Raw genomic sequence first — 25,106 nt, forward strand, 5'->3', positions numbered from 1 at the left:
TAGTGAGACATCAGCGTGACGCCGGGCTTGCCGCCCGGCGCGCGCTTTCTTCGGTCAGGGTCTGGCCGTGGAATTTCGACAATGATGTAACGACATCATCGATTTCCTTGACCAGTCGCTGCCCATCCCATTGCAAGGCTTTGGCGGCGATTGCACCGATCTCATGCAGTCCCTGCATGGTCAGAAGCCCCTCGATCGCCAAGGTCGTGCGGCGAAAGACGATATCCGAGAGATGCACGACTAGCTCCTGACGGGCGATCCAATCAATCTCCATAGCACTGTGGCGCGGCGCTCCGCTAATACGTGCGCTGTCTGCGTAGTCCGAATGATGGGTGAGGATCGCCGCCGCGGTGGTACCGTATCGGCCTAGCAGCTCGTCGACTCTGCTTGCCTCGGCACCGGTCTTTGCCGCGATAGAACGAATCCAGCTTGCCCGTTCATTTGACGTTATCGGGAAATCCTGCCCCCCACCGATGGCAAGCCGCTCGGTGGAAGTCTTGCGTGCGCGTTGAAGGCGCTTCAGCACGGTATCGGCGACTTCCTCGGCAAAGCCTCGGAAGGTCGTCCACTTGCCGCCGACAAGGGAAATGACGGGGAAGGGACGCCCGGCCTCTGCTTCGACGCTGGGTGCGGAGTGGTCGCGGCTGATCAAGCCTGGCGACGAGGCGTCCGAGGCGGGCAGGGGGCGTATGCCGCTATAGCTGTAGGTCACCTGTTCCCGCTCGAAGCGCAGGCCCGGCAACAGCGAGCGGACACTATCAAGGAAATATTCGATTTCCGGCTCCTCGCAGCGCACGTTGTCAGGATCGTCACAGGGAATGTCCGTCGAGCCCACAAGCGCCTGACCGAGATAGCCGTAGACCAGGCAGATGCGGCCGTCATCGGCCTCGAAATAGATCATGTGGCCGTTAAGGCTGCGCACCAGCTCCGGATGGTCGAGCAGGATATGCGATCCCTTGGTTCCACCGATCATATGTGAGGGTGCGCCGAGCGCGGCGTTGACATGATCGATCCAGGGGCCGGCGGCGTTGATGACGAGCTTCGGCTTGACCGAAAAGGCGTAGCCGTCCGCGCGCTGGAAGGTGAGAATACCCTCTAAAGCGGATACCAGGCGCGTTGCGTTTGCTGCCAATGACTTTTCGTTGGTGCGGAGTCCATCACTGACCAACTCGTAGACCAGCCGTTCCGGCCGGCTGATCTTGGCATCGTAGTAGATGCCGCCGGCAACGATATCAGGCGTCACATATGGCATTTCCTTGAGAGCGCGGCGCTTGAGCAGGAACCTGTGGCGCGGCATGACCCGATTGCGCGACCCGAAGAAATCGTAGAGCGCCAGCCCGATCTTGACGAGCAGGGCGCCGCGGCTGCGGGGCGCTGTCGTCGAACCCGTCAGCGTGCGAAGGGCGGCCCATATGCCACGTGTCCAGGAGAAGATCGGCACGAATGTCGGCAGCGGCTCGACACAATGCGGCGCGTTCTTCAGCAGCAGATTGCGCTCCAGCGCCGACTGTGCGACCAGCCCGAATTCACCGGTCTCCAGATATTTGAGGCCACCATGAATGAGCCGCGACGGAGCCGCGCTCGTTCCCGAGCCGAAATCCGACTTGTCGACGATCAGGCAGTTGACGCCCTGGGCGCAGAGGTCGCGAAACAGCCCCGCGCCATTGACGCCGGCGCCGATGATGACGACGTCGACATCTCCGTCTTGAAGTTGCGAGAAGCGTTGTTTCAGATCGGCGGCCATATCGGTCATAGCATTATCGTCCTGCTGAATTGCCGCGAAGGCGTATGCCCGCGCAGCGCATTTGGCGGTCTAGTCTTGGGAGCGTTGAACTGCGAGATCGCCGATCCGCGGCCAGAGCGGCGTCATGGCTTCGGCGATATCCTTGAAGAGCTGGTAGCGGATCCGATATTCGGCGCTGCGCTCGGTATCCGGGTGATAGGTCCTGGCGATCTTGTCGACATCTCGGGGATCGCTCTGCGGATCGGCATAAAAGCCAATGCCGGCGCCAGCACAAAGGGCGGCGCCCCAGGCGGCTGCCTCATCGGTCTCCGTCACGGTAACCGGAATTCCGAGCACATCGGCAAACATCTGCACGACGATCGGGTTGCGCGACACGCCGCCGGCCAGCCTTGCCTGATCGAAGGAAAAACCGTCACTTAAAGCATCGACGTGAATCTTGTGGTTGAAGGCGATGCCTTCGAGCACTGCCCGCAGCATGTCGCCGCGGTCGTGCCATCCGCCAAGCCCGAAGAAGCTGGCGCTGGCATCGGCGCCATAGGGTGAGCCGAACAGATAGGGATGGAAAAGCGCGCTCGATGGGCGATTAAAGGCAGCCTCTATCTCAGGAGCCAGCAAGGCGTGGATGGACTGACCCGAAGCCTCTGCGCTTGCAATCTCGCTGGCGCACAGCCTGTCCAGAAACCACTCATAATTCGCCGACGAGGCCGGTGAGATCGACATGTTGTTCCACTGCCCCGGCGCAATGGCGTTGCGGCAGAACCAGCGGCGGTCGACGCGCGGCTCGGAGGACAGCGTTTCATTGATCGAATAGGTGCCGGCGATGACGGCAACGACACCATCGGCATAGCCTCCGGCACCGAGTGCGGAAGCCGTCACATCATGCAGGCCGGCGACGACCGGCGTTCCCTCGGCAAGGCCGGTGCGCTTGGCAACGGCTTCCGTTACGTGGCCCACGACCTCGTCAGATCGTGAAGCCTGCGGCAGCGCGCCCGCCAATTCGGCCACGCCGAAAAGTTTCAGGGCATCCTGCGAGTAATCCTGGGTGGAGACATCGGTAAAGGAGGTGCTAGCCTCGGTCCGGTCGGTTCCGACAACGTCAGTCAGGCAGAAACGCAGCCAATCCTTGCAGCTCAGAATGTGGCCGATCTCGGCGAACCGCGCCGGCTTATTGGCCTTGATCCAGGCAAGCAGCGCCGAGGGCGCGGATACGTGCGGCAGCTGTCCTGTTAGTGCCAGGGCTGCGTCGGCAACGGGGCTTTTCAGCCATTGGTCCACGATCGATCCGGCGCGGCTGTCGAGCGAGAGAATGGCGCGGCCGAGAGGCTTCTTCGATTTGTCGAGGAGGTAGATCCCGTCGCCATGTGCGGTGGCGGCGATCGCCTTGATATCGCTTGCCGGACGATTGCTGAGGCTGATCGCTTCGGCGATGGCATCGGCTGTCTGGGACCAGAGTTCGTCCATGTCGCGCTCGACATGACGGGCCTTGGGCATGAACTGCGTCACGCGGCGGCGCGCGACAGCAATCGGCGTCCCGTCGATGTCGAAGATCACCGCCTTGGTGACGGTGAGACCGCTGTCAATTCCGAGCAGACTCGGCATTCCTGTTACTCCCGATGGTGAACGATCTCGGGCTGCCCGCACGGGGCCAAGCCATCAGGATCGTTCCTTGTCGCCTCTCGCGACGACCACATTGATGTTCTTGCTTTGCATGCGCTCGAGATGAGCGGCGGGTGTCTTCTCGTCGACGATGACGACGTCGAACTCGCTGAGGGCCGCGAAATTGTGAAGCGCGCGCCGTTCGAACTTCGTATGATCCATGAGCAGAATACGTTTGGCGGCGCTGTTGAACATCGCCCGCTTGATATCCACGATCTCGGGCGATTGATGAAATACCGCGTCATTGATGATCGCCGACATGGAAATGAATGCAACATCGGCCCGCAAGCGATTGATCTCGTTGATGGTCATCCGCCCCATGAAGGCGTTGCACCAATTGTAATACTGCCCGCCGAGCGCCAGCAGATTGACGTCGTGCATATCCTTCAACGCATTCATCAGCGTCAGCGAATTGGTAATCGCGGTCAGCGGCACCTTGGCGGGCAGATGCGAGGCCATCTGGAGAACCGTGGTGGAATCGTCGAGGAAGATCGCCTGGCCCGGCTCGACGAATTGCATGGCCGCGGCGGCGATCATCTTCTTTTCGCTGGCCTGACGGTTGGCGCGATAGACGTCGCTGGATTCGATCAGGCTGGTAGCCGCAGCCGTGACAATGCCGCGCGTCTTGCGAAACAGGCCGCGGCTGACCAGCTCATCGACGTCGCGATGGGCGGTCATCAGGCTGACGCCGAAGCGTTCCGTCAGATCCTCGATGCGCATCGAGCCTTCCGCCATGACGGCTTCGGCGATCATCTGGCGCCGGGCGAGCTGACGCGAATGCCGGCTGTCGCTCGGGAGTTCGTCTTGCAGGAAGGATACGGGGCTTGTCTTGTCTGTCACGTTGGCCTCTGACGCTGAGCCTTGCGGATTGTATCTGCCGCAGCGAATTTCATGTTAGGAAAAGATAGAAATAACAGTTCGCTATCGGTATTTCTGAACGCTGCACCTGATGTTCGGTCTGTGTGCCGCTATCGGGCTTATGGATAGGGACGCCGTTTCCGGCGCCCCCGATATCATTACTCGGACAGAACGAACGGTGCGGTGTACTTATCGACATTGTCCTTGGTGATCAGGATGCAATCGAAAAGCTGCTTTTCGCTCGAAGCGCCGGTTTTGCCGGTCTTGATGAAGCTGTCAGCCTGCTTGACCGCCTGTTCGGAGAACACGGCAACCGGCTGCAGAACGGTGTACTGCAGTTCGCCAGCCTTGATGGCCGCAACAGCATCAGGCGAACCGTCGAAACCGCCGACCTTGACGTTGGCGAGCTTGCCGGCTTCCTTGAGAGCGGCAATCGCACCGAGCGCCATTTCGTCATTGCCGGAGATCACGCCGATGATATCCGGATGAGCCTGCAGCATGGACTGCATCTTGTTGTGGCCCTGGGTGCGGTCCCAGTTGGCGACTTCCTTGGCAACCTTCTGCAGGTCCGGATACTGCGTCAGAACAGTTTCATAGCCGTTCGAACGGGTAGCGGCATTGTTGTCGGAAGGCGAGCCGAACAGTTCGGCATACTTGCCCTTGTCGCCAACAGCTTCGACCCACTGCTGCGCACCGACGGCGGCACCCTGTGCGTTGTTCGAGACGAGCTGTGCCTTGGCGAGGCCTTCCTGGTTGATTTCAGCATTGACCAGGAAAACCGGGATGCCAGCAGCAACGGCCTTCTTGACCGCACCGACGGAACCGTCAGCGTTAGCCGGGTCGAGGATGATGGCGACCGACTTGTTGGTGATGGCCGTGTCGATCAGGTTGCTTTCGGTGTTGGTATCGCCCTTGTGAGCGCCGACCGTCGCGGTGTAGCCGAGCTTCTCAGCCGTTGCCTTGGCGATATTGCCTTCCGTCAGCCAGTAGGGGTTCGACGGGTCGTTGACGATGATCGTCATCTGGCCGGCGGCCCATGCTGCTCCCGTCAGAAGCGGTGCGACGGCGACCGCTGCCATGACAATGCGCAAACCTTTTTTAAACATTAGTCTCTCTCCCTTTGATGAGCTCAGATGATACCGGCGAACCGGCGGTTCTTTCTCCGACCGGTTGTTTTCACCGGTCGGTGATAAGTTCATGCAAGACGTCAGCTGGATTTGGTCCGACGTCCGTATTGGATGCTGTTCATGAGCACGGCGAGCACGATGACCGCGCCGGTAAAGACGGTCTGCCAGTAGGCCGACACCCCGATGATCACCAGGCCATCTGCCAGGAAGCCGATGACGAAGGCGCCGAGCATGGTGCCGCGCACCGTGCCGCGGCCGCCTGTCAATGCGGCGCCGCCGATGACGACAGCAGCAATCGCGGTCAACTCATAGCTGGTCCCGGCGTTCGGACCGGCCGATGTCAGCTGCGAGGACAGAACCAGGCCGGCAATGGCGGCGCAGACGCCTGACAGAACATAGACGGCAATCTTGACCTGCTTGACCGGAACGCCGGAAAGATCGGCGGCGCGCTCGTTACCACCCGAGGCGTAGAGCCAGCGCCCGAAGGCTGTGCGGCTGAGAACGATGCCGCAGATGATGGCGAGCGCTGCGAGCACGATGACACCGATCGGCACGCCGGCGAGGCGGTTGAAGCCCAGCCAGTTGAAACCGGTGTTTCCGAGATCGGGATTGCCGCCGAGATTGTTATAGGTGAGGCCGTTGGTCATCAGCAATGCGATACCGCGAGCGACGTAGAGCACACCGAGCGAAGCGACGAAGGCAGGGACGCGCAAATAGGCGATAAGCACGCCGTTGACTGCGCCGACGACACCGCCCAGCACGCAGGTGATGATCACCACGGCCCAGACCGGCGGATAAAGGATTACGCCGAAGCTCGAAAGCGTGACGCCCTGCATCAGGAAGCCGGCGATACAGCCGGCAAGACCAAGCGTCGAGCCGACCGAGAGGTCGATGCCGCCGTTGAGAATGACGAGCAACATGCCGATGGCCAAGATGCCGAAGATGGCCACATGCGAGGCCATGGTCAGGAAGTTGCTGAGCGAGAAATAATAGGGCGACAGGAAGGAGAAGACCGCGATGATGACGATCAGCGCGAAGAAGGCGCGCCCTTCGAGGATCAGGCGCACGAGACTGAAGTTCCGCCGCTGTCCGTTGGAAACTGGCTTTTTATCTGTGATGTTCGTGACTGACATAATCAGTGCTCCATGAATGCGGCTAGTGCGCGACCACTGCTTCGCCCGAGGCGGCCATGATCTTTTCTTTGGGGACGTCGGGACCGAATTCGGCTGAAATCTTGCCGCGGTGCATGACGATGATGCGATGGGCTATGCTCAGGCACTCGGCGACTTCCGAGGTCGAATAGATCACCGCCAGGCCTTCCTTGGCGCGCTCGGCCAGCAGCTTGAAGACTTCGGCCTTGGCACCGATGTCGATGCCCCGGCTCGGCTCGTCGAGCAGAATCACCTTGGGCTGCGTCGCCAGCATCTTGCCGATGACCACCTTCTGCTGGTTACCGCCCGAAAGCGAGCCGATCGCAGCGTCGCCACCGTCGGTCTTGATGTGAACCTTGCGGATGGACTCGTTGACCAACGTCCGCTCGCGCCCGCTTGACGTAAACAGGCCCTTGGTGAAAGCGCCGATGCTGGCGAGCGACAGGTTCGAGCCAACGGTCATCGTCTGGACCAGACCGTCGCGCTGCCGGTCTTCCGGCACCAGAACCAGGCCCTGGCCAATGCGGCCGGCGATGCTGAGATTGCCGAGATCGTTCTTGCCGAGCAATACGCGGCCGCCGCTTGATTTCAGCCGTCCTGCGACGCATTCGAGCAGTTCCGTGCGGCCGGCGCCCATCAGCCCGTAAATGCAGACGATCTCGCCGGCGCGAACCTGCAGCGACATCCGGTCGACGGCATTATAGGCAGCGCCCGACGGGCCGGGAACGGTGAGATTGTCGATCGTCAACGCGACGTCGCCCATCGTGTAACCGCTCGGCGGGCTTCCGAGATCGAAATTCTCGCCGACCATGTTGCGCACGATCCATTCGAGATCGATGTCCTTGCGCTCGGCATAGGCAGTCATGGCGCCGTCGCGCAGAACCACCGCATGGTTGGTGATCTGCAGCGCCTCTTCGAGGTGGTGCGAGATATAGACGATGGATACGCCACGGGCCGTCAGGTCGCGAATGACCTTGAACAGAACCTCGACTTCCGTGGCGCTGAGCGCCGATGTCGGCTCGTCCATGATCAGGATGCGCGAGTTGACCGAAAGCGCGCGGGCGATTTCGACGATCTGCTGCTGGCCGAGGCGCAGATCCTCGACCGGCGTCAGCGGGTCGATATGCTCTTCCAGTTCTTCCATCAGCGCCCGGGTCTGGCGCTCTTCCTCGGCGAAATCGACTGCGCCACCCTTCATGATCTCGCGGCCCATGAAGATGTTGTCGCGGACGCTGAGATTGGGCGCGAGGCTCAATTCCTGGTGAATGATGGAGATGCCGCAGGAGCGCGCATGCGTCGAGGAGGCAAACGAGATCGGGGTGCCATCGAGGATGATTTCGCCCGATGTCGGCTGTATCACGCCGGAGAGGATCTTCATCAGCGTCGACTTGCCGGCGCCGTTTTCGCCGAACAGGGTGGTGACTTCGCCGCGGCGGATGTCGAAGTTCACACCCTTCAGCGCGTGAACATTGCCATAGGACTTTGCGATATTGCGGGCGGCGAGAACCACTTCGCCCGTGCCGGCGTCTTTCTCTTGCGTCTGGCTCATTTCACATCGACCTTTACAGGAGTGACGAGCCAGTTCTTGGGGTTGATAAGCTTGAATACGCCGACGACGGTTGCCGTCTTGCCGGTCAGTTTCTCCGGGTCGAGGCTGGCGAGTGTCGCCTTCTTCATCTCGTTGTTGATGGCCGAGCCGGCATCCTGATATTCGATCTGATTGGTGAACTGGCCGAATGCGATCTTGCCGGTGGCATCGCGAAGATCGGTGCCGTTGATCGCCGGGCCGGTTTGCACGCGAACGGTTACGCCGTCGGGCATTCCCTCGACCTTGAAGTCGTTCAGATTGGCCTTGCGGTCACCAAACGTGCCGGTCAGTGTGACGGGGACCACGGGGCCGGTGCTGGTGGCGACGCCGTATTTCTCGCTGGCGGCCTTCTTGTCGGCAAGCACGGCATTGGCGAGCGTCACTGCATCGACAGCGCGCTGCGAGACATCGGCCAGGACCTTCGGAAATTCCTGGGCGCCATAGGTTTCCGGCTGGAAGCCCTGTTCGCGCACATCATGGGCAGAGCCGATCTGGACCACCTTGGTATCGGCGGCGATGGCGCCAATCACGATCACGACGGCGGCGATGCCCACTGCGATCTTGAGCTTGGAGCCGGTCGGCTTGGCAGTTGCGTGTTGAGTTTGCGTATTCATGTTCAAACGACCTTCGGCATATCAGCCGGATTGCCTGATGGAGAGGGAGAAAGGTGCTGCAATCCTGGCAAAGATCTAGCGGAGGCCGGGCCTGCGCATTCGGATCTGCGGACGTTCCGCTCGGCTTTGCTTCAAGCCATTACCGGAAAGAGAGTTCAACATCAGGAGCCTCCTCATCATGCAGGCGACTGTCTCCCCTGGTCGCCGGCTCGGTTTCACAAGTGGTCATTCATGCGACCATTGTGATATAAGTATGTTAATAACCGTAATTCATATGTTATAAATTTCAGGGTGTGTCAATCGCCATTTACTGACTTCTGTGTGATGCGGGTCATTCTGCAAGCGAGTGCTTCTCGTGCCGGGTGATCTGCGGCTTCGGTTCGGCAATCTAGCTTAACAATCGCCGTCGGCCGTAGCGTTTGGGTTCATTCACTACGGGGATGCGAATGTAACTATCTGGTAAAATTGAATAAAATTCAACACTGCGGCGAGCCTGCCGGGCTGCAGCCGATATTCGTTTTCAGTGGTGGTTGTCCTCGCCATTCTCTTCCCCAATTCGCCGCGACGTCTCCTCTTCAGCGCCATACGGGAATTGACATCACCCATTTTATATGAAAAAAATTACAACACCAGAAAAATTTTACTGCCAATATGATATGTCTGTGTTATATATCTGTGATCGCTGTAGCGGATTACCGTTGCGCGCAATCCGGTGATGCGGTTGGTTTCGGATATGGCTGATGCTCCACTAGTAAGCGTCCTTGTCGAGTCGTGCGGCAAGCGACTCGGGGTGGGGCTTGTGCCGAGGGGCGTGCCGGGAGGAAAGAAAATGCTTTTGGCGAAATCGAATGCGCCTATCGTTGGGTGCGTGATGTTGGAGTTGGCACGCAATGCCTAAGGGTGATGGGATCATCATCGGGATCGATGCGGGAACATCCGTTCTCAAGGCTGTGGCCTTCGAATTGTCCGGACGGCAGATTGCGTCGGCCTCGGCGCGAAATCGTTATGAAACAGGCGATGACGGTTCGGTGACGCAGTCGCTGGGTCAAACCTGGTCGGATTGCGTCAGCGCCTTGCGTGGTCTCGGAGAGAAGGTGGCGGATCTCGCCGCTCGAACCGCCGCTATTGCGGTAACGGGGCAGGGCGACGGCACCTGGCTTGTCGGTTCAGGCGATAGGCCGGTTGGTGATGCCTGGCTCTGGCTTGATGCCCGCGCGGCACCAACCGTGACGCGGCTTAGCGCGGGATCTGGTAACCGCGCGCGTTTTGAAGCGACCGGAACCGGCCTCAATACCTGCCAGCAAGGCGCACAGCTTGCCCATATGGATCGCTTCATGCCGGAGCTTCTCGATCGGGCAGAGGCGTCGCTGCATTGCAAGGACTGGCTCTATCTGAACCTGACCGGGGTGCGCGCGACCGATCCGTCTGAGGCAAGCTTTACCTTCGGCAACTTCCGCAACCGCCAATATGATTCGACTGTGATCGATGCGCTCGGCCTTGCACGCCGGCGTTCGCTTCTTCCCGAAATCATCGACGGCACCGAGACCAGTCATCCGTTGACCGCAGAAGCCGCCAAGGCAGCGGGATTGCTTGCGGGAACGCCGGTCTGCCTCGGCTACGTGGACATGGTCATGACCGCACTCGGCGCCGGCGTGCGAACAGGCGGCCAGAATGCAGCCTGCTCGACGATCGGTTCGACGGGCGTCCACATGCGGGCGAAAGCCGTGCCCGACGTTCAGCTCAATGTCGAGGGAACCGGCTATGTCATCGCATTGCCGATTCCGGGTATCGTTACGCAGGTTCAGACCAATATGGGCGCGACGATCAACATCGATTGGATCTTGAGAATTGCCGCCGATCTGATGTCCAAAGGTGGGCGTGAAGTGTCCTATTCGGACCTCATTCCGCGCATCGACGCCTGGTTTGCCGAAAGCCGCCCGACCAATCTTCTCTATCATCCATATATCTCGGAAGCCGGGGAGCGTGGCCCCTTCGTCAATGCGCATGCGCGCGCCGGCTTCACAGGGCTTTCGACCCGTCATGGCTTTGCCGACATGCTGCGCGCCGTCGTCGAGGGCCTCGGCATGGCGACGCGCGATTGTTATGCGGCCATGGGCGATATGCCCTCGGAACTGCGCATTACCGGCGGCGCGGCCCGCTCAGGCGCTCTGCGCGGCTCTCTATCGGCAGCCGTCAATGCACCCGTGAGGATTTCCGACCGCGAAGAAGCGGGTGCCGCCGGGGTTGCAATGATGGCCGCCGTTGCGATTGGCGCTTATGCGGACATGGACAGCTGCATCGCCGAATGGGTGACGCCGTTGCTTGGCGAAGCCGAGGCACCGAATGCCGAGGATGCCGCGCGCTACGACCGGCTGTTCGACGCCTACAAGGACGTACGGGAAGCGATTGCGCCCGCCTGGGACAAGCTGGCGCAGCACTAGGTCGGCGCCGCCCGTGAAGTTTGATTTGATGATGCCTGAGGCATCCGAAGGAGCATGACATGACTGAACCGGAAATCTTGGATCTTTTCGTGATCGGCGGCGGCATCAATGGCGCCGGTATCGCCCGCGATGCGGCCGGCCGGGGCCTTTCGGTCATGATGTGCGAAAAGGGAGATCTGGCTGAAGGAACGTCGTCTCGCTCCGGAAAACTGGTCCATGGCGGCCTGCGTTACCTCGAATATTACGAATTCCGTCTGGTGCGGGAGGCTCTGATTGAGCGTGAGGTGTTGCTGAACTCGGCAAGCCATATCATCTGGCCGATGCGCTTCGTGCTGCCGCATAGCCCCACGGATCGCCCGGCCTGGCTCGTGCGCCTCGGCCTCTTCCTCTATGACCATCTCGGCGGCCGCAAGAAACTGCCCGGCACACGTTCGCTCGATCTGCATCGCGATCCCGAGGGAGCGCCGATTCTTGATCAATACTCCAAGGGGTTCGAATATTCCGACTGTTGGGTTGATGACGCCCGGCTTGTCGTTCTCAATGCGCTCGATGCTGCCGCCAAGGGCGCGCAGATCCTGACGCGCACGGCCTGCATCAGCGCGCGCCGGGAAGAGGGCAACTGGACCGTCCAAATCCGCGACGCGCATTCCGGCGAAGTCCGCACGGTGCGCGCCAAGGTTCTGGTGAATGCGTCGGGCCCCTGGGTCAACGATATCATCAACCGCGTTGCCGGTTCCAACAGCCGACGCAGCGTTCGCCTGGTCAAGGGCAGCCATATCATCGTTCCGAAATTCTGGAACGGGCCGCACGCCTATCTGGTGCAGAACCACGACAAGCGCGTGATCTTCATCAACCCCTACGAGGGTGACAAGGCGCTGATCGGCACCACCGATATTCCCTATGAGGGCAAGCCTGAAGAAGTGAAGGCCGACGAGACGGAAATCGATTATCTGATCACCGCCGTCAATCGCTATTTCAAGGAAAAGCTGCGTCGCTCCGACGTGCTGGAAAGCTTCTCCGGCGTTCGCCCGCTGTTCGATGACGGCAAGGGCAATCCTTCGGCCGTGACGCGCGATTATGTCTTCGACCTCGACGAGACGGGCGGTGCGCCGCTCCTCAATGTCTTCGGCGGCAAGATCACCACATTCCGTAAGCTCTCCGAACATGCGATGCAAAAGCTCGCCAAGTTCTTTCCGAAGATGGGCGGCGACTGGACGCGCGATGCCAAGCTTCCGGGTGGCGACATTCCGAACGCCGACTATGTGGCTTTTGCCGAATCCTTGCGTTCCGCCTATCCTTGGATGCCACGCGAGCTGATGAACCATTACGGACATCTCTATGGCGCTCGCACCAAACAGATCGTCGGCGACGCAGCCTCGCTGGAAGGGCTCGGCCGGCATTTCGGCGGCAATCTCTATGAGGCGGAAGCCCGTTATCTCGCTGCTTCGGAATGGGCGCAGACGGCAGAAGACGTCATCAAGCGCCGTACCAAGGAGGGGCTGCGCATGACGGCTGAGGAGAAGGCGGCGTTCTCCGCCTGGTTCGACGCCGAACTGGCGCTGGCCGCCTGACCCATTCGATCATTGCCGGGAACCGATATCCATGCCCTTGACGCTTTCACTCAATACGAACCCGCTGGTAAACCGCTTTGCGGAACCCGCCGACCTGATCGAAACGGTTGCGCGGGATTTGCGCATCCGCGATCTGCAGCTGACGCATGAATTCATCAATCCCAGCTGGCAAGCCCCTGTCATCCGTCGCTTGACACGCGACATGCAGGCGGCACTGAGGCGCACCGGCGTTCGTGTCACCTCCGGCATGACCGGTCCCTATGGCCGTCTCAACCATTTCGGCCATCCAGATCAGGATGTCCGGCGCTACTATGTCGATTGGTTCAAGACCTTTGCCGATATTACGGCTGATCTCGGCGGCCATTCGGTCGGCACGCAATTCGCGATCTTCACCTATAAGGATTACGACGATCCGGCACGCCGCGAAGAACTGATCAAGATTGCCATCGACTGCTGGGGCGAGGTGGCAGAGCATGCGCGCGCCGCCGGCCTCTCCTATGTATTCTGGGAACCGATGAGCATCGGCCGCGAATTCGGCGAGACCATCGAATCCTGCCTGGCGCTGCAGGATCGGCTGACGAAGGCCCAGCTTGCCGTGCCGATGCGGATGATGGCCGATATCGACCATGGCGACGTGACCTCGGCCAATCCAGACGATTACGATCCTTATGCCTGGGCACGCGCCGTTCCCAAAGTGTCGCCGATCATCCATATCAAGCAGAGCCTGATGGACAAAGGCGGCCATCGGCCCTTTACTGCCGAGTTCAACGCCAAGGGCCGTATCCAGCCGGCGCCGCTGCTGGAAGCTTTCGCCAAGGGTGGCGCCAAGGACAACGAGATCTGCCTGGAATTGTCGTTCAAGGAGCGCGAGCCCAACGATCGTGAGGTCATCTCGCAGATCGCCGAAAGTATCGCCTTCTGGGCCCCTCATATCGACACGGGCGTCAGTGACTTGCATATCTAGCCGCAGAAGCAACTGAGTCCCGATTCTGCAGTCAAATCAGTGATGAGGTGATGTCGGAGGAAACAAGTCGGGATCTGACGCAAGCGGGTGGAGTGATATGCGCAACGAAACGAAGAGGAACGGTCGATGACGGATGCTGACGCTTCGCTGGCCGTGCGGGCGGCCTGGTTGCACTATGCTGGGGGATTGACGCAGTCCGAGGTGGCCAAGCGCCTTGGCGTTCCCTCGGTCAAGGCGCATCGGCTGATCGCACGCGCGGTTGCCGAAGGTGTCGTCAAGGTGACGATCGACGGCGACATTGTCGAATGCGTTGAGCTTGAAACGGAACTCGCGGCACGTTTCGGCCTGCAATATTGCGAGGTGGCGCCCGACCTCGGCGAGGAAGGCTTCGAATTCCGCGCCCTTGGGCAGGCGGGTGCCGGCTTTTTGCGGCGTGAGATCGAGAGCGGCAACAACAAGGTCATCGGCCTCGGCCATGGCCGTACGTTGTCGTCTGCCGTCCATCATCTGTCTCGCGTCAATGCCAAGGACCTGCGCTTCGTCTCGCTGCTCGGCGGACTGACGAGAAACTACGCCGCCAACCCCTACGACGTGATGCATCGCATCGCGGAGAAGACGGGCATGCAGGCGCATGTGATGCCGGTGCCGTTCTTTGCCAACACGCACGAGGATCGCGATGTGCTGCTGGCGCAGCGTGGCGTCAAGGAAGTCTTCGAGCTTGCAAACGGCGCCGAGCTGAAACTCGTCGGCTTGGGCACCGTCGATACTGATGCTCAACTCGTGCTCTCGGGCATGGTGGAACCGCGCGAGATCAAGGAAGTCACCGCAGCTGGCGGCGTCGGCGAAATTCTCGGCCACTTCTTCGATGCCGATGGCAACATCATCGAGACGACGCTGACGGCGCGAACGCTGTCGGCATCGTTGCCGCGTTCGAAGAAGGAGCGGCTGGTGGCCCTCTCCGGCGGTCTGCCGAAGGTGGAGGCGATCCGGGCGGTTCTGAAGAGCCGCTGTCTTTATGGCTTGATCACGGACGAAAGAACAGCGAGAGCCCTGCTGAAGGCCTAGCCTGGCTTCAGCTCAAGCAACATAATTTCATCTCAATATCACAATTGAAATGTTGAATTGAGAGATTTTAATGTTATATCTTGTTCATTACCATTCGGACCAATGGCCGGAGGGCAAGGTGAAACGGGAAGAGCGCCAGCAAGCGATTATCAATCTGCTCATCGAGCACAAGACCGTCGATCTCGATGATCTGGCCGATCGCTTCACCGTGTCCAAGATGACCATTCATCGTGACCTGGACGATCTCGAGCAGGCGGGCGTGCTGCGCAAGGTTCGCGGTGGTGCGACCATCGACGCCGGCACGCAGTTCGAGAGCGATTTTCGGTTTCGAGAGCGGCAAGGGCACGGCGAAAAGCTCAGCATGGCGCATTGCGCGCTGGAGCTGGTCGAGCCGGGCATGACTGTCATGGTCAATGATGGGTCGATGGCGGCCGTTCTGGGCGAGATGTTGCTGCAGAAGCGTCCGCTGACACTGATCACCAACAATGCCGCGATCATAGATCGCATGAGAAACGAAAGCGGCATCACGCTGATCGCACTCGGCGGTATCTATTCCGCCAAGTTCAACGCTTTTCTGGGCGTCGTCACAGAGGAGGCGCTGTCGCGGCTGCGCGCCGATATCGCCTTCCTGTCGACGCCGGCGATATCGGGTAGACTCGCCTATCATATGGACGACAATGTCGTGCGCACGAAGCGGGCGATGATCGCGTCGGCCGCCAAGAGCTGCCTGCTCGTCAGCCATCAGCGCATCGGGCACACCGCCCTGCATGTGATGGCCGATCTTGCCGATTTCGACGCGGTGATAACAGATCACGCGCCTGATGCCGCCATTCTCGAGCAATTCCGCCGTGACGGCATCACGCTTACCATTGCTTCCAACCAGGATATGACATGACAGAGACACCCCGCTATTGGATCGGCACGAGCTGGAAGATGAACAAGACGCTGGCGGAAGCACGCGCCTTTGCCGAGGCTCTGCGCGCCGCCGATGCGCTAAGGGATGAGCGCATCCAGCGCTTCATCATTCCGCCGTTTACCGCCGTGCGCGAGGTCAAGGCCATTCTCTCGGAAAGCTCGGTGAAGGTGGGCGCCCAGAACATGCATTGGGCCGATCAGGGCGCCTGGACCGGTGAGGTCTCGCCGCTGATGCTGAGAGATTGCAACCTCGACATCGTCGAACTCGGCCATTCCGAACGCAGGGAGCATTTCGGCGAGACCAACGAGACGGTGGGCTTGAAGACCGAGGCGGCCGTTCGCCATGGCCTGATCCCGCTCATCTGCATCGGCGAGACGTTGAACGATCGCGAAAGTGGGCGTGCGACGGAGATCCTGAGCGAGCAGGTGATCGGAGCGCTCTCGAAGCTTTCTGCGCAGCAGAAGCAGGCGCAGATCCTGCTGGCCTATGAGCCGGTCTGGGCGATCGGCGAAAAGGGAATCCCGGCCGAACCGTCCTATGCTGATGCCCGCCAGGCCGAGATCATCGCGGTCGCGCAGAAGGTGCTCGGCCGGAAGATTCCATGCCTCTACGGCGGATCGGTCAATCCGCAGAATTGTGAAGAACTCATTTCCTGCCCGAATGTAGACGGGCTTTTCATCGGGCGCTCAGCCTGGAACGTCGAAGGCTATCTCGACATTCTCGCCAAGTGCGCGGCCAAACTCTAAGGAGACTACCATGAAGCTTGCAATTGCTGGAGACAGCGCCGGCGAAGGCCTCGCCAAGGTTCTTGCCGATCACCTCAAGGACCGTTTCGAAGTGAGCGAAGTGTCGCGCACCGAGGACGGCCCGGATGACTTCTATGCCAACCTTGCCGACCGTGTCGCCTCCGGCGTCATCGACGGCACCTATGACAAGGCGATCCTCGTCTGCGGCACTGGTATCGGCGTGAGCATTTCCGCCAATAAGGTGCCGGGCATTCGTGCGGCCCTGACCCACGACACCTATTCGGCCGAGCGCGCTGCGCTGTCGAACAACGCCCAGATCATCACCATGGGCGCCCGCGTTATCGGCACCGAGCTTGCCAAGGCCATTGCGGACGCTTTCCTGGCCCAGACCTTCGACGAGAAGGGCCGGTCCGCTGGTAACGTCAAGGCCATCAACGAGGTCGACGCGAAGTATAACGCTCGCTAAGGCCAGTCTCCCAAGACGCAGCAAGCCCGGTCGATCATCTCGGCCGGGCTTGTCTGTATCTAATGGCAAAGTGACCGCCGTTACCCAGCGGCGCGGCCTGCAAGCCATTGCTTGAACTCGACATTGGTGTCCGTCTGGATGGCGCCGACGCCGGCTGAGACCAGGGCTCCCCACACAGCCTCCGGGTCCTTGAGTGCGCGGCTGTCGTTGAAATCGAGGTTGTGAGAGACATCGAGCGTGTTGATCCACAGCCGGATGTTCTGGCGTTCCAGCTCCTCGCGCCCAGCCGCCAGATCGGCAATATCCGTGAATTTCACCTCGACCATCGGCACGTGCAGCGGCTCGATCAGCCGAAGGTCTTCGGCGAATTTACCGGGCCTGACGCGGAACATCGGCATATACGGGATCGAGCCGAACCAATCGGCATCGCGCACGGCAAAGCTGCCGCTCTGCGGCTCGATATCCGATTTGATGATGACATTGTCTTCCACGCCAAGCCGGCGCACCGTTGCAATCACCAGCGGCAATTCATGCGGAAACTTCGTGTCGATATTGACGAAGACGCGTCCGCGCGCCTCTTCCAGGGCTTCCTCGAGCGTTGGCACGCGCTCATCCGTCAAGGCCGCGGTTTCGCCGCCTGCACCTGCGCGAAGGCGCGCATCACGAACCGCCGCGAAGCTGCTTGCGCCAACGACACCCTTGCCCGAAGTGGTGCGATCGAGGGTGCTGTCGTGCATGAGGACGAGGTGCCCATCGGCCGTTGCCTGTGTGTCGAGTTCGACGAATTCGACGCCAAGTTCGGCTGCGGCCCGGATTGAGGTGAGCGAATTCTCAGGTGCGGCCGACCAAACGCCGCGATGCGCGATGGTAAGAATGTCTGGGTTGGCGCGCGACAGAAGCTCGTAGACATCGGAAGGGCGAGACGATGGGAAGGCGGCAGTCTGGCTGGGCATGATATGGCTTTCTGGGGCGAATTGAATGTCTGGTGGTTGAGGGAGGCAAAGCGAACGGTTCTGGCGCCGACTCGTTGCTTGCAGGCGCCGCCAGCGTGTTTCCATTAATACACACAAAGTGTAGTATTTATGACGAGCCCTGTGAAATTGCAATGCTGTTGGATTGCAGGCAGGCGCGCAAGCGGCTAAAGCGCGAGCGGAAAGACCGGGATTGTATCGATGAGTGCCTTTGAAACATCTCCATTGGCGAGTGAAAACGAACGGCTCATCCTTGATATCGTTCGCCGCCACGAGCCGATCGCACGGGCGGCGATTACCGGACATACCAATCTCGCACAGCAATCGGTCCATCGTCTGATCGAGGCGCTCATATCACGCGGTTTGCTTCGCGCCGCGGCACCGCTCAAGGGCACGCGCGGTCAACCCAGCCCGACGATCGAGCTGGTAAAGGAATCGGCCTGTTCCGTCGGCATTTCCATCAACACCGACTCCGCAATCCTGTCTCTTGCCGACTTCGGCTGCAATATCATTGCGCAAGAGGCGTTGGAGATGGTCCCGAGCGATCGCCTGGCAACGCTTGCCGCGCTTTCTCGAGCGCTTCAGTCCCTCCTGGAAAGGCATGGCATAGCGCGCGAGCGCCTTGCCGGGCTCGGCTTTGCCATGTCGGGCTTTTTTGTGTTGGACAATCATGTCTTCAACGCCCCCGAACCCCTACGGGACTGGTCGTTGATCGATCTGCGCCCGGAACTGGAGGAAATCTTCCAACTGCCCGTCTGGCTGGAAAACAATGCGACGACCGGGGCGATCGGCGAGAGCCTGCGTGGCGTCGGGCGCCGGTGCCAGACCTTTGCCTATCTCTCTTTCAATTATGGATTTGGCGGCGGACTTGTGCTGGAGGGCAGGCCCTATCTCGGTTTCCACGGCAATGCCGGGGAATTCAGCGTCATCTATAATCCTGACGAGTCGCCACGGAGACCGGCCCTGCAATACCTGATCACAACCCTGCGGGAGAATGGCATCAGCATAGCTTCGATCGAAGACCTGCGCCAAAACTTCGATCCGTCCTGGCCGGGCGTGCAAGACTGGCTGGATGAAACCATGCCGATGCTTGATCGATTGATCGCCACCTTGATCGGCGTGCTCGATCCGCAGGCCATCGTGTTCGGGGGACAATTGCCGGCGGAGCTTGGACGGATGATGATATCGCGCACAAGCATGCCCTCAAGGCGTCGTCACCGCTATGGCGTGGCGCCGGCGGAGGCGCAACTGCTTCTCAGCGAAGTGAAAGGGGATGCCGCCGCCACCGGCGCCGCGCTCCTGCCGTTCAAGTTCCGTTACTTTTTGTAACATAGCGGCCTTAATCGGCGCGCATTTTGATGAGCAAGGTCCTCTCAACCCCCCGCGACAATGTGAAGGGGCGGGCATAGCCAGCCGCTCGAAGACTGCCTTGTCTCCCCCAGACAGGCAACCGGATTTCAGTTCCGCTTCATCATCGGTTCAGCGCATTGTCAGAAGGCATTGATAGTTCACCGTCAGAGTTTGCTGGACGACCGAAAGTGGCGCGCAAGACTGCTATTATTATCGGCAATGGAAAACTCGAGCGCGATATCTCCGCCATCGTGGAGAGCGGGCAATTCGTCATGCGCTTCAACGAACCCAATCTCGCTGATGAGATGAGTGGCTCGCGCACGGACATGCTGATGGTGGCTGCTTCGAGCAAGACCTTGCATCGCCGGATGATCGATCCTTCTTTTCTGGAGAATGCCGCACTCAAATCCACGAACGTGCTGATGCTCGCCTATCATCCCGAGATCATTCGCAAATATCACCCTCGACCGAATATTTTTCAGCGTTTGCGAGGGGGGCGTGCCGATTGGACCATGCACACGATTGAACTCATGGGGCATGCCGGCAAGGAAATCCGCATCCTGCCGCCGCAGTTTTACGCAGACGGCTGCGCCGAACTCGGCATTTCCGGGCCACGGATGCACAAGGTCTTTCCAAGTACCGGCTTCCTCGGCATCTGTTACGCCTTGGCAAATTTTCCGGCGCCCGATTGGGATATCAAACTATGCGGCTTCGGCTGGCAGGGCTGGAAGCGACATGATTGGCAGAATGAGCGCGCATGGGTCGAGAGCAAGCTGGCGGACGGTCGTATCGAGATGATCGCTTAAAGCTTAGAACATAGGCCAGCCGACCTATAAGCATGCCCGCGGCTCGCCTCGTTACTCTCCCAGCAGGCCGCGCAACTCAGTCAGCTTGTCATTGACCAGCCAGCCGTAATAATTTTCCTCAGGCAATTTCTTGCCGCCGGCAGCATCCGCCATCTGCCGCAAGGCAAGCGCTCGGCGTCGCGGCTGCCCGACATTATAAAGCGTCGCGGTGAGGCCAGGATTGTCGGAAATGTCGAAGCCCTGGGCTTTATAGACGTTCATTGCGTCCTTAACGATCGCTGCGATGTAGATAACGCTGCGGTCGGGATCCATGATGTCGCGATAGATTGCCTGCGGGTCATCGGCCGAGAGCTTCGCCAGCCCGCTGGTGGAATGGACCAGATCGGTCACTTCGAGCGCCGTTAGCGGGCTGATCTGACCAAGACCAAAGGTCTGGCCAGCGAAGAAAGGTTGGAAGAAGGCGCGCTGGAACGTCATGTTCTCATAGGTGACGCCATCGATGACCTTGCCGCGGAAGCTCTTGTCCCAGGTCTCGTCGCGGCATTCCCACAATTCGGCGCTGCCCGTGAAGGCGTCGCAATGGGCGAATTCCGGTTTCTTCAGGAAGGACTGAACGGTAACGTCCTTGTAGCTGAACTTGAAGTCTGACTGCGAATAGGCCAGCGCCTTGACGTAATAGGATTTTACCCTGTTGACGATGGTGATGTTGTAGGTGTGTTCCCCGACCAGGGCGCCAACGATATGGATGGGATCGATCTGATAGGCTTGCGCGGCCTTCTTGATCGACGCCATCAGATCCTTGTCGTCGCGAAGCACGCCGACGATCTTCTGATACTTTTCTTCATAGGTCGTGTTGAACGCCTTGGCCCGAAGTGCCGATGTGTTGGGTATGGGCGGCTGCTCGCTATTGCGATTTCCAGGAGGCACGCGCACCAGTTCACGCCCAAGGCAGGCGCTTGTGAATGCAAGGACAGCAAGAAGAGTGAATGCCGGAATTTTCGACAGGCTTGTACGCATTCGCAAGTTAACTCTCAAAAATATTCCCCGGCACGGGGACGATCTTCTTAATCGATCGGCCTGCAAAGGCAAGGGCTGGTGCTTCTTCTGCCCGGCGAATCACAATAAACTTGGTCCGAGACAGCCTGCGGCTGCAAAGACGCATGGCGATACCGCCGCGGCGGGTTTGAGTTTGCCGTGTTCACTGTCGTGAGGGTGCCGTTGAAACATCTTGTTGTGGCAGGAAGTGTCTTACTTGCAGCCGCCCCGGGCGAGGCTCTGCCGACGATGGCCGATGTACCGGCCTTAGCCAAGGCCGCAGTCGAGCGACGGGTCGAGGTGCCGGCATCCGCCATCCATATCCTGACAGCCAAGCCGAGCGAACGCATGCCGGGTTTCGTCGTCTGTGGTCGCGTTGACACGCCTTCTGCAGGAGATGACGGTCAGCGCTTCTTCGTCATCATACCTGGCAATTTTGCCGTGCTCGATCAGGACGGCAGAAGTCTTGTCGATAGCTATTGGTCAGCCAATCACTGCGAATGAGCGGCAAGCGCCTTGCTGATCATGGCGAGTTCTTCAGGTGTGCGGCCCGATTCGAGGCGAACCCAGCTGTTCGGATTGTCGGCAGACTGGCGCTTGATGAAGGTGTAGCCGGTCGCGTCCCAGGCTTTAATCGTGTCGGTGAGATTATCGAGGATGAGATCGCCGTCGTTCGTGCGGGCCATCAGCACCAGATGCCCCTCATTGTGCTTGTCGAGAACCACCGTCAGCAGCAATGCGGAAGGGGACCAACCAGCCTCGACCAGCAGCTTTCTTTTCAAAAGGACATAGTCGTTGCAGTTGCCGGCGCCATCGTCCGGGTAGGTCCACCAATTGATGATGCCCATTTTGTAGATGCCATAATGGTCATTGTCGCTGATGCCCTGGATCTCGTGATTGACCAGGCCGTTGATCTGCTGCAGTTGCGTCCAGTGCTCCCGGTCGATGGTGACGCTTTCGGCGCTCTTCGGTCCGGTCGCGCATTCGGCGGGTTGAGCAGCACAGAAGCCGGCCCAGCCGACGGGCACGCTCGCATCCGTGATGACGCTCGCGAACTGGTGCGCATTCGTTGCGGCCACGTTGGCCACGGGTTTGGCTGTTGTCGCGGTCGAGAACAACAGACCGGCAACGAAGAGAAAGCTTGCAGCGACTAGAAACGAACGCATACTCGGCTCCATGAACTGAGGCCATGAAATCCGATGCGGTCAAATTTATTCGGAACAAGATTATTCGCATTTTAGCGAAGCGGCGTTTTTCGGAGGCTAGGCATGCTTCGCGCACCAACTTAGGCGCCGTATTTGCGATTTCACCTGGATAGAGACTAGGGGATCTTGGCGCTGCTAAGCTCTGTTACTGGAAAAAGATATGATATTTCATCGACATATCATGATTGCTGAAGTGTTTCGAACGCGTTTATGATTTGCTTACTTCAAATACGAATCTCCGGCACCGAGTGGACGGAGAGCGACCAGGGAACATTAAGGGACGCTTTATGATCGACCATATTCTTGACCAGATGACGCTTGAGGAGCAGGTTTCGCTGCTTGCCGGTGCTGATTTCTGGACCACGGTGCCGGTTGAGCGGCTCGGTATTCCGAAGATCAAGGTCACCGATGGTCCGAACGGTGCGCGGGGTGCAGGCTCACTGGTCGCTGGCGTCAATGCAGCCTGCTTTCCCGTCGCCATTGCGCTCGGTGCAACCTGGAATCCTGCGCTCGTCGAGCGCATGGGCGTTGCGCTCGCCGGCCAGGCCAAGAGCAAAGGTGCCTCCGTCCTGTTGGCACCGACCGTCAATATCCATCGCTCCGGCCTGAACGGACGCAACTTCGAATGTTATTCGGAAGATCCGATGCTGACCGCCGAACTCGCCGTCGCCTATATTCAGGGTGTACAGAGCCAGGGTATTGCCGCGACAATCAAGCATTTCGCCGGCAACGAATCCGAAATCGAACGGCAAACGATGTCCTCTGACATCGATGAGCGGTCGCTTCGGGAAATTTATCTGCCGCCATTCGAACAGGCTGTCAAAAGGGCCGGCGTGATGGCGGTCATGTCCTCCTATAACAGGCTGAACGGCACCTATACCAGCGAACACCCATGGCTGTTGACGACGGTCCTGCGCGAGGAATGGGGATTTGACGGCATCGTCATGTCCGATTGGTTCGGCTCGCATTCGACGGCGGCAACCGTCAATGCCGGCCTCGATCTGGAGATGCCGGGGCCGACGCGCGACCGCGGCGAAAAGCTCGTGCAGGCGGTGCGCGATGGCGAGGTCAAACCTGAGACCATCCGTGCTGCCGCCGGGCGCATCCTGACATTGCTGCAGCGTGTCGGAGCCTTCGAGAAGGCGCCTGATCTGACCGAGCATGCGGTAGACTTGACGGAGGATCGCGCTCTGATCCGCGAGCTTGGTTCGGAAGGTGCGGTTCTTTTGAAGAATGACGGCATCTTGCCACTGCAGAAGACAGGGCTCGGACATGTTGCAGTCATCGGGCCGAACGCTGCGGAAGCTCGCGTCATGGGCGGCGGTAGCGCCCAGATCGCCGCGCATTACAGGATCAGCCCGCTGGAGGGGATCCGTGAGGCTTTGTCGAATGCCAACAGCATTCGATATGCCGCCGGTTGCCGCAACAATCGGCTCATCAATGTCTTTTCCGGCGAGATGCGCGTCGAGTATTTCCGGGGCCGGACCCTGGCAGGCTCGCCGGTGGCGGCGGAGCCGGCGAACAAGGGTGAATTCTTCTGGTTCGATTTGCCATCTCCTGAGCTTGACCCCAGTGATTTCTCGGCGCGGATGACGGCTTTCTATACGCCGCTCGAAAGCGGCGAACACGTCTTCGGTATGACCAATGCGGGCCTTGCCAAGCTCTATGTCGATGGCAGGCTGGTGGTCAACGGCTCAGACGGCTGGAGCCGCGGCGACAATTATTTCGGCACTGCCAATGTCGAACAGCGTCAGGGCATCCATCTCGAGGCCGGCCAGAGATCCCGCATCGTGGTCGAATACTGCTCTCCGGCGACGACAGAGGAAGGCATCAACCTGACGGCCGTGCGCTTCGGCGTGGAAAAGCCTCTGGGTGAGGCGGATATGGCAGAGGCTGTCGAAACGGCACGCAAGGCGGATGTGGCATTGCTCTTCGTTGGTCGCGATGGCCAATGGGATACCGAAGGGCTCGATCTGCCCGATATGCGGCTGCCTGGCCGACAGGAAGAACTGATCGAAAGGGTAGCGGCGGTCAACGCCAACACCGTGATCGTGCTACAGACCGGAGGTCCAGTCGAGATGCCTTGGCTCGGCAAGGTCAAGGCCGTGCTGCAGATGTGGTATCCGGGCCAGGAGCTCGGTCATGCAGTTGCCGATGTTCTCTTCGGCGATGCCGAACCCGGTGGCCGCTTGCCGCAGACTTTTCCGAAGCGCCTCTCGGATAATTCCGCGATAATCGGTAACCCTTCCGTCTATCCTGGCAGGGATGGGCATGTGCGCTATGCCGAGGGCGTCTTTGTCGGCTATCGCCATCATGACACGCGCGGCATAGAACCCTTGTTCCCCTTCGGCTTCGGGCTCGGCTATACGAGCTTTTCCTGGGGCAGGGCGCAAACGTCGACAACACAGATGGCTCCGGATGGTATCACCGTCATGGTCGACATCACCAATATCGGCGGGAGAAGAGGATCTGAGCTTGTTCAGCTTTATGTGCGCCCACTCGGCTCCACAGTCGAGCGGCCGGACAAGGAGTTGCGGGCTTTTGCCAAGCTCCAGCTTGCGGCGGGTGAAACCGGCACAGCCTCGCTGCTCGTTCGCCCACGCGACCTCAGCTATTTCGATGAGGAGACGAAAGCATTCCGTGCCGCTGCCGGTCGCTATGAATTGCTGGTGGCGGCCAATGCTGCAGACATCCGCTCGGCGGTCACAATCGAACTTGGGAGGGAATGGATCGGCGAGACTACGGATCGCTCGATCTGAATTCGTGGAACAACCATCCATGAGCCGCGGATAAACTGACGATGCGCGATTTTGCCAGGCATCGTCAGCTTTC

Annotated in this window: 21 protein-coding genes; 11 read left to right on the forward strand and 10 right to left on the reverse strand. The window is 59.8% G+C overall.

All coding sequences use genetic code 11. From position 1 onward, the window contains the following. Nucleotides 1-10: 10 nt before the first annotated feature. The 7 genes from ACQZ6F_RS00425 to ACQZ6F_RS00455 form a co-directional block, all read right to left on the reverse strand. Nucleotides 11-1,753 (reverse strand): glycerol-3-phosphate dehydrogenase/oxidase, encoded by a 1,743-nt coding sequence (locus ACQZ6F_RS00425; RefSeq protein WP_449095403.1) that lies wholly within the window; start codon nucleotides 1,751-1,753, stop codon nucleotides 11-13. Nucleotides 1,754-1,813: 60 nt separating this feature from the next. Beyond that, entirely contained in the window at nucleotides 1,814-3,343 is a 1,530-nt protein-coding gene (locus tag ACQZ6F_RS00430) for an FGGY-family carbohydrate kinase (RefSeq protein WP_449095402.1), read from the reverse strand. 54 nt (nucleotides 3,344-3,397) lie between these two features. After that, on the reverse strand, nucleotides 3,398-4,153 hold the full coding sequence (locus tag ACQZ6F_RS00435; protein WP_449095474.1) for a DeoR/GlpR family DNA-binding transcription regulator: 756 nt from the start codon (nucleotides 4,151-4,153) through the stop codon (nucleotides 3,398-3,400). A gap of 263 nt (nucleotides 4,154-4,416) precedes the next feature. Further along, complete coding sequence (locus ACQZ6F_RS00440; protein ID WP_068392200.1) at nucleotides 4,417-5,364, reverse strand: D-ribose ABC transporter substrate-binding protein; 948 nt, start codon at nucleotides 5,362-5,364, stop codon at nucleotides 4,417-4,419. 101 nt (nucleotides 5,365-5,465) lie between these two features. Beyond that, complete coding sequence (locus ACQZ6F_RS00445) at nucleotides 5,466-6,518, reverse strand: ABC transporter permease (protein ID WP_068392203.1); 1,053 nt, start codon at nucleotides 6,516-6,518, stop codon at nucleotides 5,466-5,468. Nucleotides 6,519-6,540: 22 nt separating this feature from the next. Beyond that, the gene (locus tag ACQZ6F_RS00450) at nucleotides 6,541-8,085 is read right to left on the reverse strand and encodes a sugar ABC transporter ATP-binding protein (RefSeq protein WP_267554573.1); all 1,545 of its coding nucleotides are present in this window, start codon (nucleotides 8,083-8,085) and stop codon (nucleotides 6,541-6,543) included. Further along, a complete protein-coding gene (locus ACQZ6F_RS00455) occupies nucleotides 8,082-8,738 on the reverse strand; it encodes a DUF2291 domain-containing protein (protein WP_449095401.1) in 657 nt (218 codons plus the stop codon). The genes ACQZ6F_RS00450 and ACQZ6F_RS00455 overlap by 4 nt, the downstream gene beginning before the upstream one ends. 890 nt (nucleotides 8,739-9,628) lie before the next feature. On the opposite strand from ACQZ6F_RS00455, the gene ACQZ6F_RS00460 reads away from it, so the two are divergent. From ACQZ6F_RS00460 to derI, 7 genes are all read left to right on the forward strand, one after another. Then, complete coding sequence (locus ACQZ6F_RS00460) at nucleotides 9,629-11,179, forward strand: FGGY family carbohydrate kinase (RefSeq protein WP_449095400.1); 1,551 nt, start codon at nucleotides 9,629-9,631, stop codon at nucleotides 11,177-11,179. A gap of 59 nt (nucleotides 11,180-11,238) precedes the next feature. After that, the gene (locus ACQZ6F_RS00465) at nucleotides 11,239-12,750 is read left to right on the forward strand and encodes a glycerol-3-phosphate dehydrogenase (RefSeq protein ID WP_449095399.1); all 1,512 of its coding nucleotides are present in this window, start codon (nucleotides 11,239-11,241) and stop codon (nucleotides 12,748-12,750) included. 31 nt (nucleotides 12,751-12,781) lie between these two features. Beyond that, complete coding sequence (locus ACQZ6F_RS00470; RefSeq protein WP_449095398.1) at nucleotides 12,782-13,714, forward strand: sugar phosphate isomerase/epimerase family protein; 933 nt, start codon at nucleotides 12,782-12,784, stop codon at nucleotides 13,712-13,714. Nucleotides 13,715-13,840: 126 nt separating this feature from the next. Further along, complete coding sequence (locus ACQZ6F_RS00475) at nucleotides 13,841-14,779, forward strand: sugar-binding transcriptional regulator (protein ID WP_449095397.1); 939 nt, start codon at nucleotides 13,841-13,843, stop codon at nucleotides 14,777-14,779. Between the two features lie 118 nt (nucleotides 14,780-14,897). Then, entirely contained in the window at nucleotides 14,898-15,674 is a 777-nt protein-coding gene (locus tag ACQZ6F_RS00480; protein ID WP_449095473.1) for a DeoR/GlpR family DNA-binding transcription regulator, read from the forward strand. Beyond that, nucleotides 15,671-16,441, forward strand: a complete 771-nt coding sequence (locus ACQZ6F_RS00485) for a triose-phosphate isomerase (protein WP_449095396.1) — start codon at nucleotides 15,671-15,673, stop codon at nucleotides 16,439-16,441. Before ACQZ6F_RS00480 ends, ACQZ6F_RS00485 begins: the two co-directional genes overlap by 4 nt. Nucleotides 16,442-16,451: 10 nt before the next feature. Continuing rightward, complete coding sequence (derI, locus tag ACQZ6F_RS00490; RefSeq protein WP_068392225.1) at nucleotides 16,452-16,907, forward strand: D-erythrulose-4-phosphate isomerase; 456 nt, start codon at nucleotides 16,452-16,454, stop codon at nucleotides 16,905-16,907. Between the two features lie 80 nt (nucleotides 16,908-16,987). Here derI and ACQZ6F_RS00495 read toward each other — a convergent pair whose 3' ends face one another. Further along, nucleotides 16,988-17,860, reverse strand: a complete 873-nt coding sequence (locus ACQZ6F_RS00495; RefSeq protein ID WP_449095395.1) for a glycerophosphodiester phosphodiesterase family protein — start codon at nucleotides 17,858-17,860, stop codon at nucleotides 16,988-16,990. A gap of 219 nt (nucleotides 17,861-18,079) precedes the next feature. On the opposite strand from ACQZ6F_RS00495, the gene ACQZ6F_RS00500 reads away from it, so the two are divergent. Beyond that, nucleotides 18,080-19,207, forward strand: a complete 1,128-nt coding sequence (locus ACQZ6F_RS00500) for an ROK family protein (RefSeq protein WP_449095394.1) — start codon at nucleotides 18,080-18,082, stop codon at nucleotides 19,205-19,207. A 209-nt stretch (nucleotides 19,208-19,416) separates the two neighbouring features. Beyond that, nucleotides 19,417-20,034, forward strand: a complete 618-nt coding sequence (locus tag ACQZ6F_RS00505) for a hypothetical protein (RefSeq protein WP_449095393.1) — start codon at nucleotides 19,417-19,419, stop codon at nucleotides 20,032-20,034. Nucleotides 20,035-20,085: 51 nt separating this feature from the next. Here the strand turns inward: ACQZ6F_RS00505 and ACQZ6F_RS00510 are convergent, their stop codons facing one another. After that, nucleotides 20,086-21,051 carry a DUF1402 family protein gene (locus ACQZ6F_RS00510; RefSeq protein ID WP_449095392.1) on the reverse strand — a complete coding sequence of 322 codons (966 nt, stop codon included), beginning with the start codon at nucleotides 21,049-21,051 and terminating at the stop codon, nucleotides 20,086-20,088. A gap of 195 nt (nucleotides 21,052-21,246) precedes the next feature. Between ACQZ6F_RS00510 and ACQZ6F_RS00515 the strand changes: the two genes are divergently transcribed. Continuing rightward, complete coding sequence (locus ACQZ6F_RS00515; RefSeq protein ID WP_449095472.1) at nucleotides 21,247-21,573, forward strand: hypothetical protein; 327 nt, start codon at nucleotides 21,247-21,249, stop codon at nucleotides 21,571-21,573. On the opposite strand, the gene ACQZ6F_RS00520 is transcribed toward ACQZ6F_RS00515, so the two are convergent. After that, on the reverse strand, nucleotides 21,561-22,235 hold the full coding sequence (locus ACQZ6F_RS00520; protein WP_077467175.1) for a transglutaminase-like cysteine peptidase: 675 nt from the start codon (nucleotides 22,233-22,235) through the stop codon (nucleotides 21,561-21,563). The genes ACQZ6F_RS00515 and ACQZ6F_RS00520 overlap by 13 nt on opposite strands. Nucleotides 22,236-22,561: 326 nt before the next feature. Between ACQZ6F_RS00520 and ACQZ6F_RS00525 the strand changes: the two genes are divergently transcribed. Further along, complete coding sequence (locus ACQZ6F_RS00525; protein ID WP_449095391.1) at nucleotides 22,562-25,033, forward strand: glycoside hydrolase family 3 C-terminal domain-containing protein; 2,472 nt, start codon at nucleotides 22,562-22,564, stop codon at nucleotides 25,031-25,033. Nucleotides 25,034-25,106 lie beyond the last annotated feature (73 nt).

Source organism: Rhizobium sp. A22-96 (assembly GCF_053521805.1).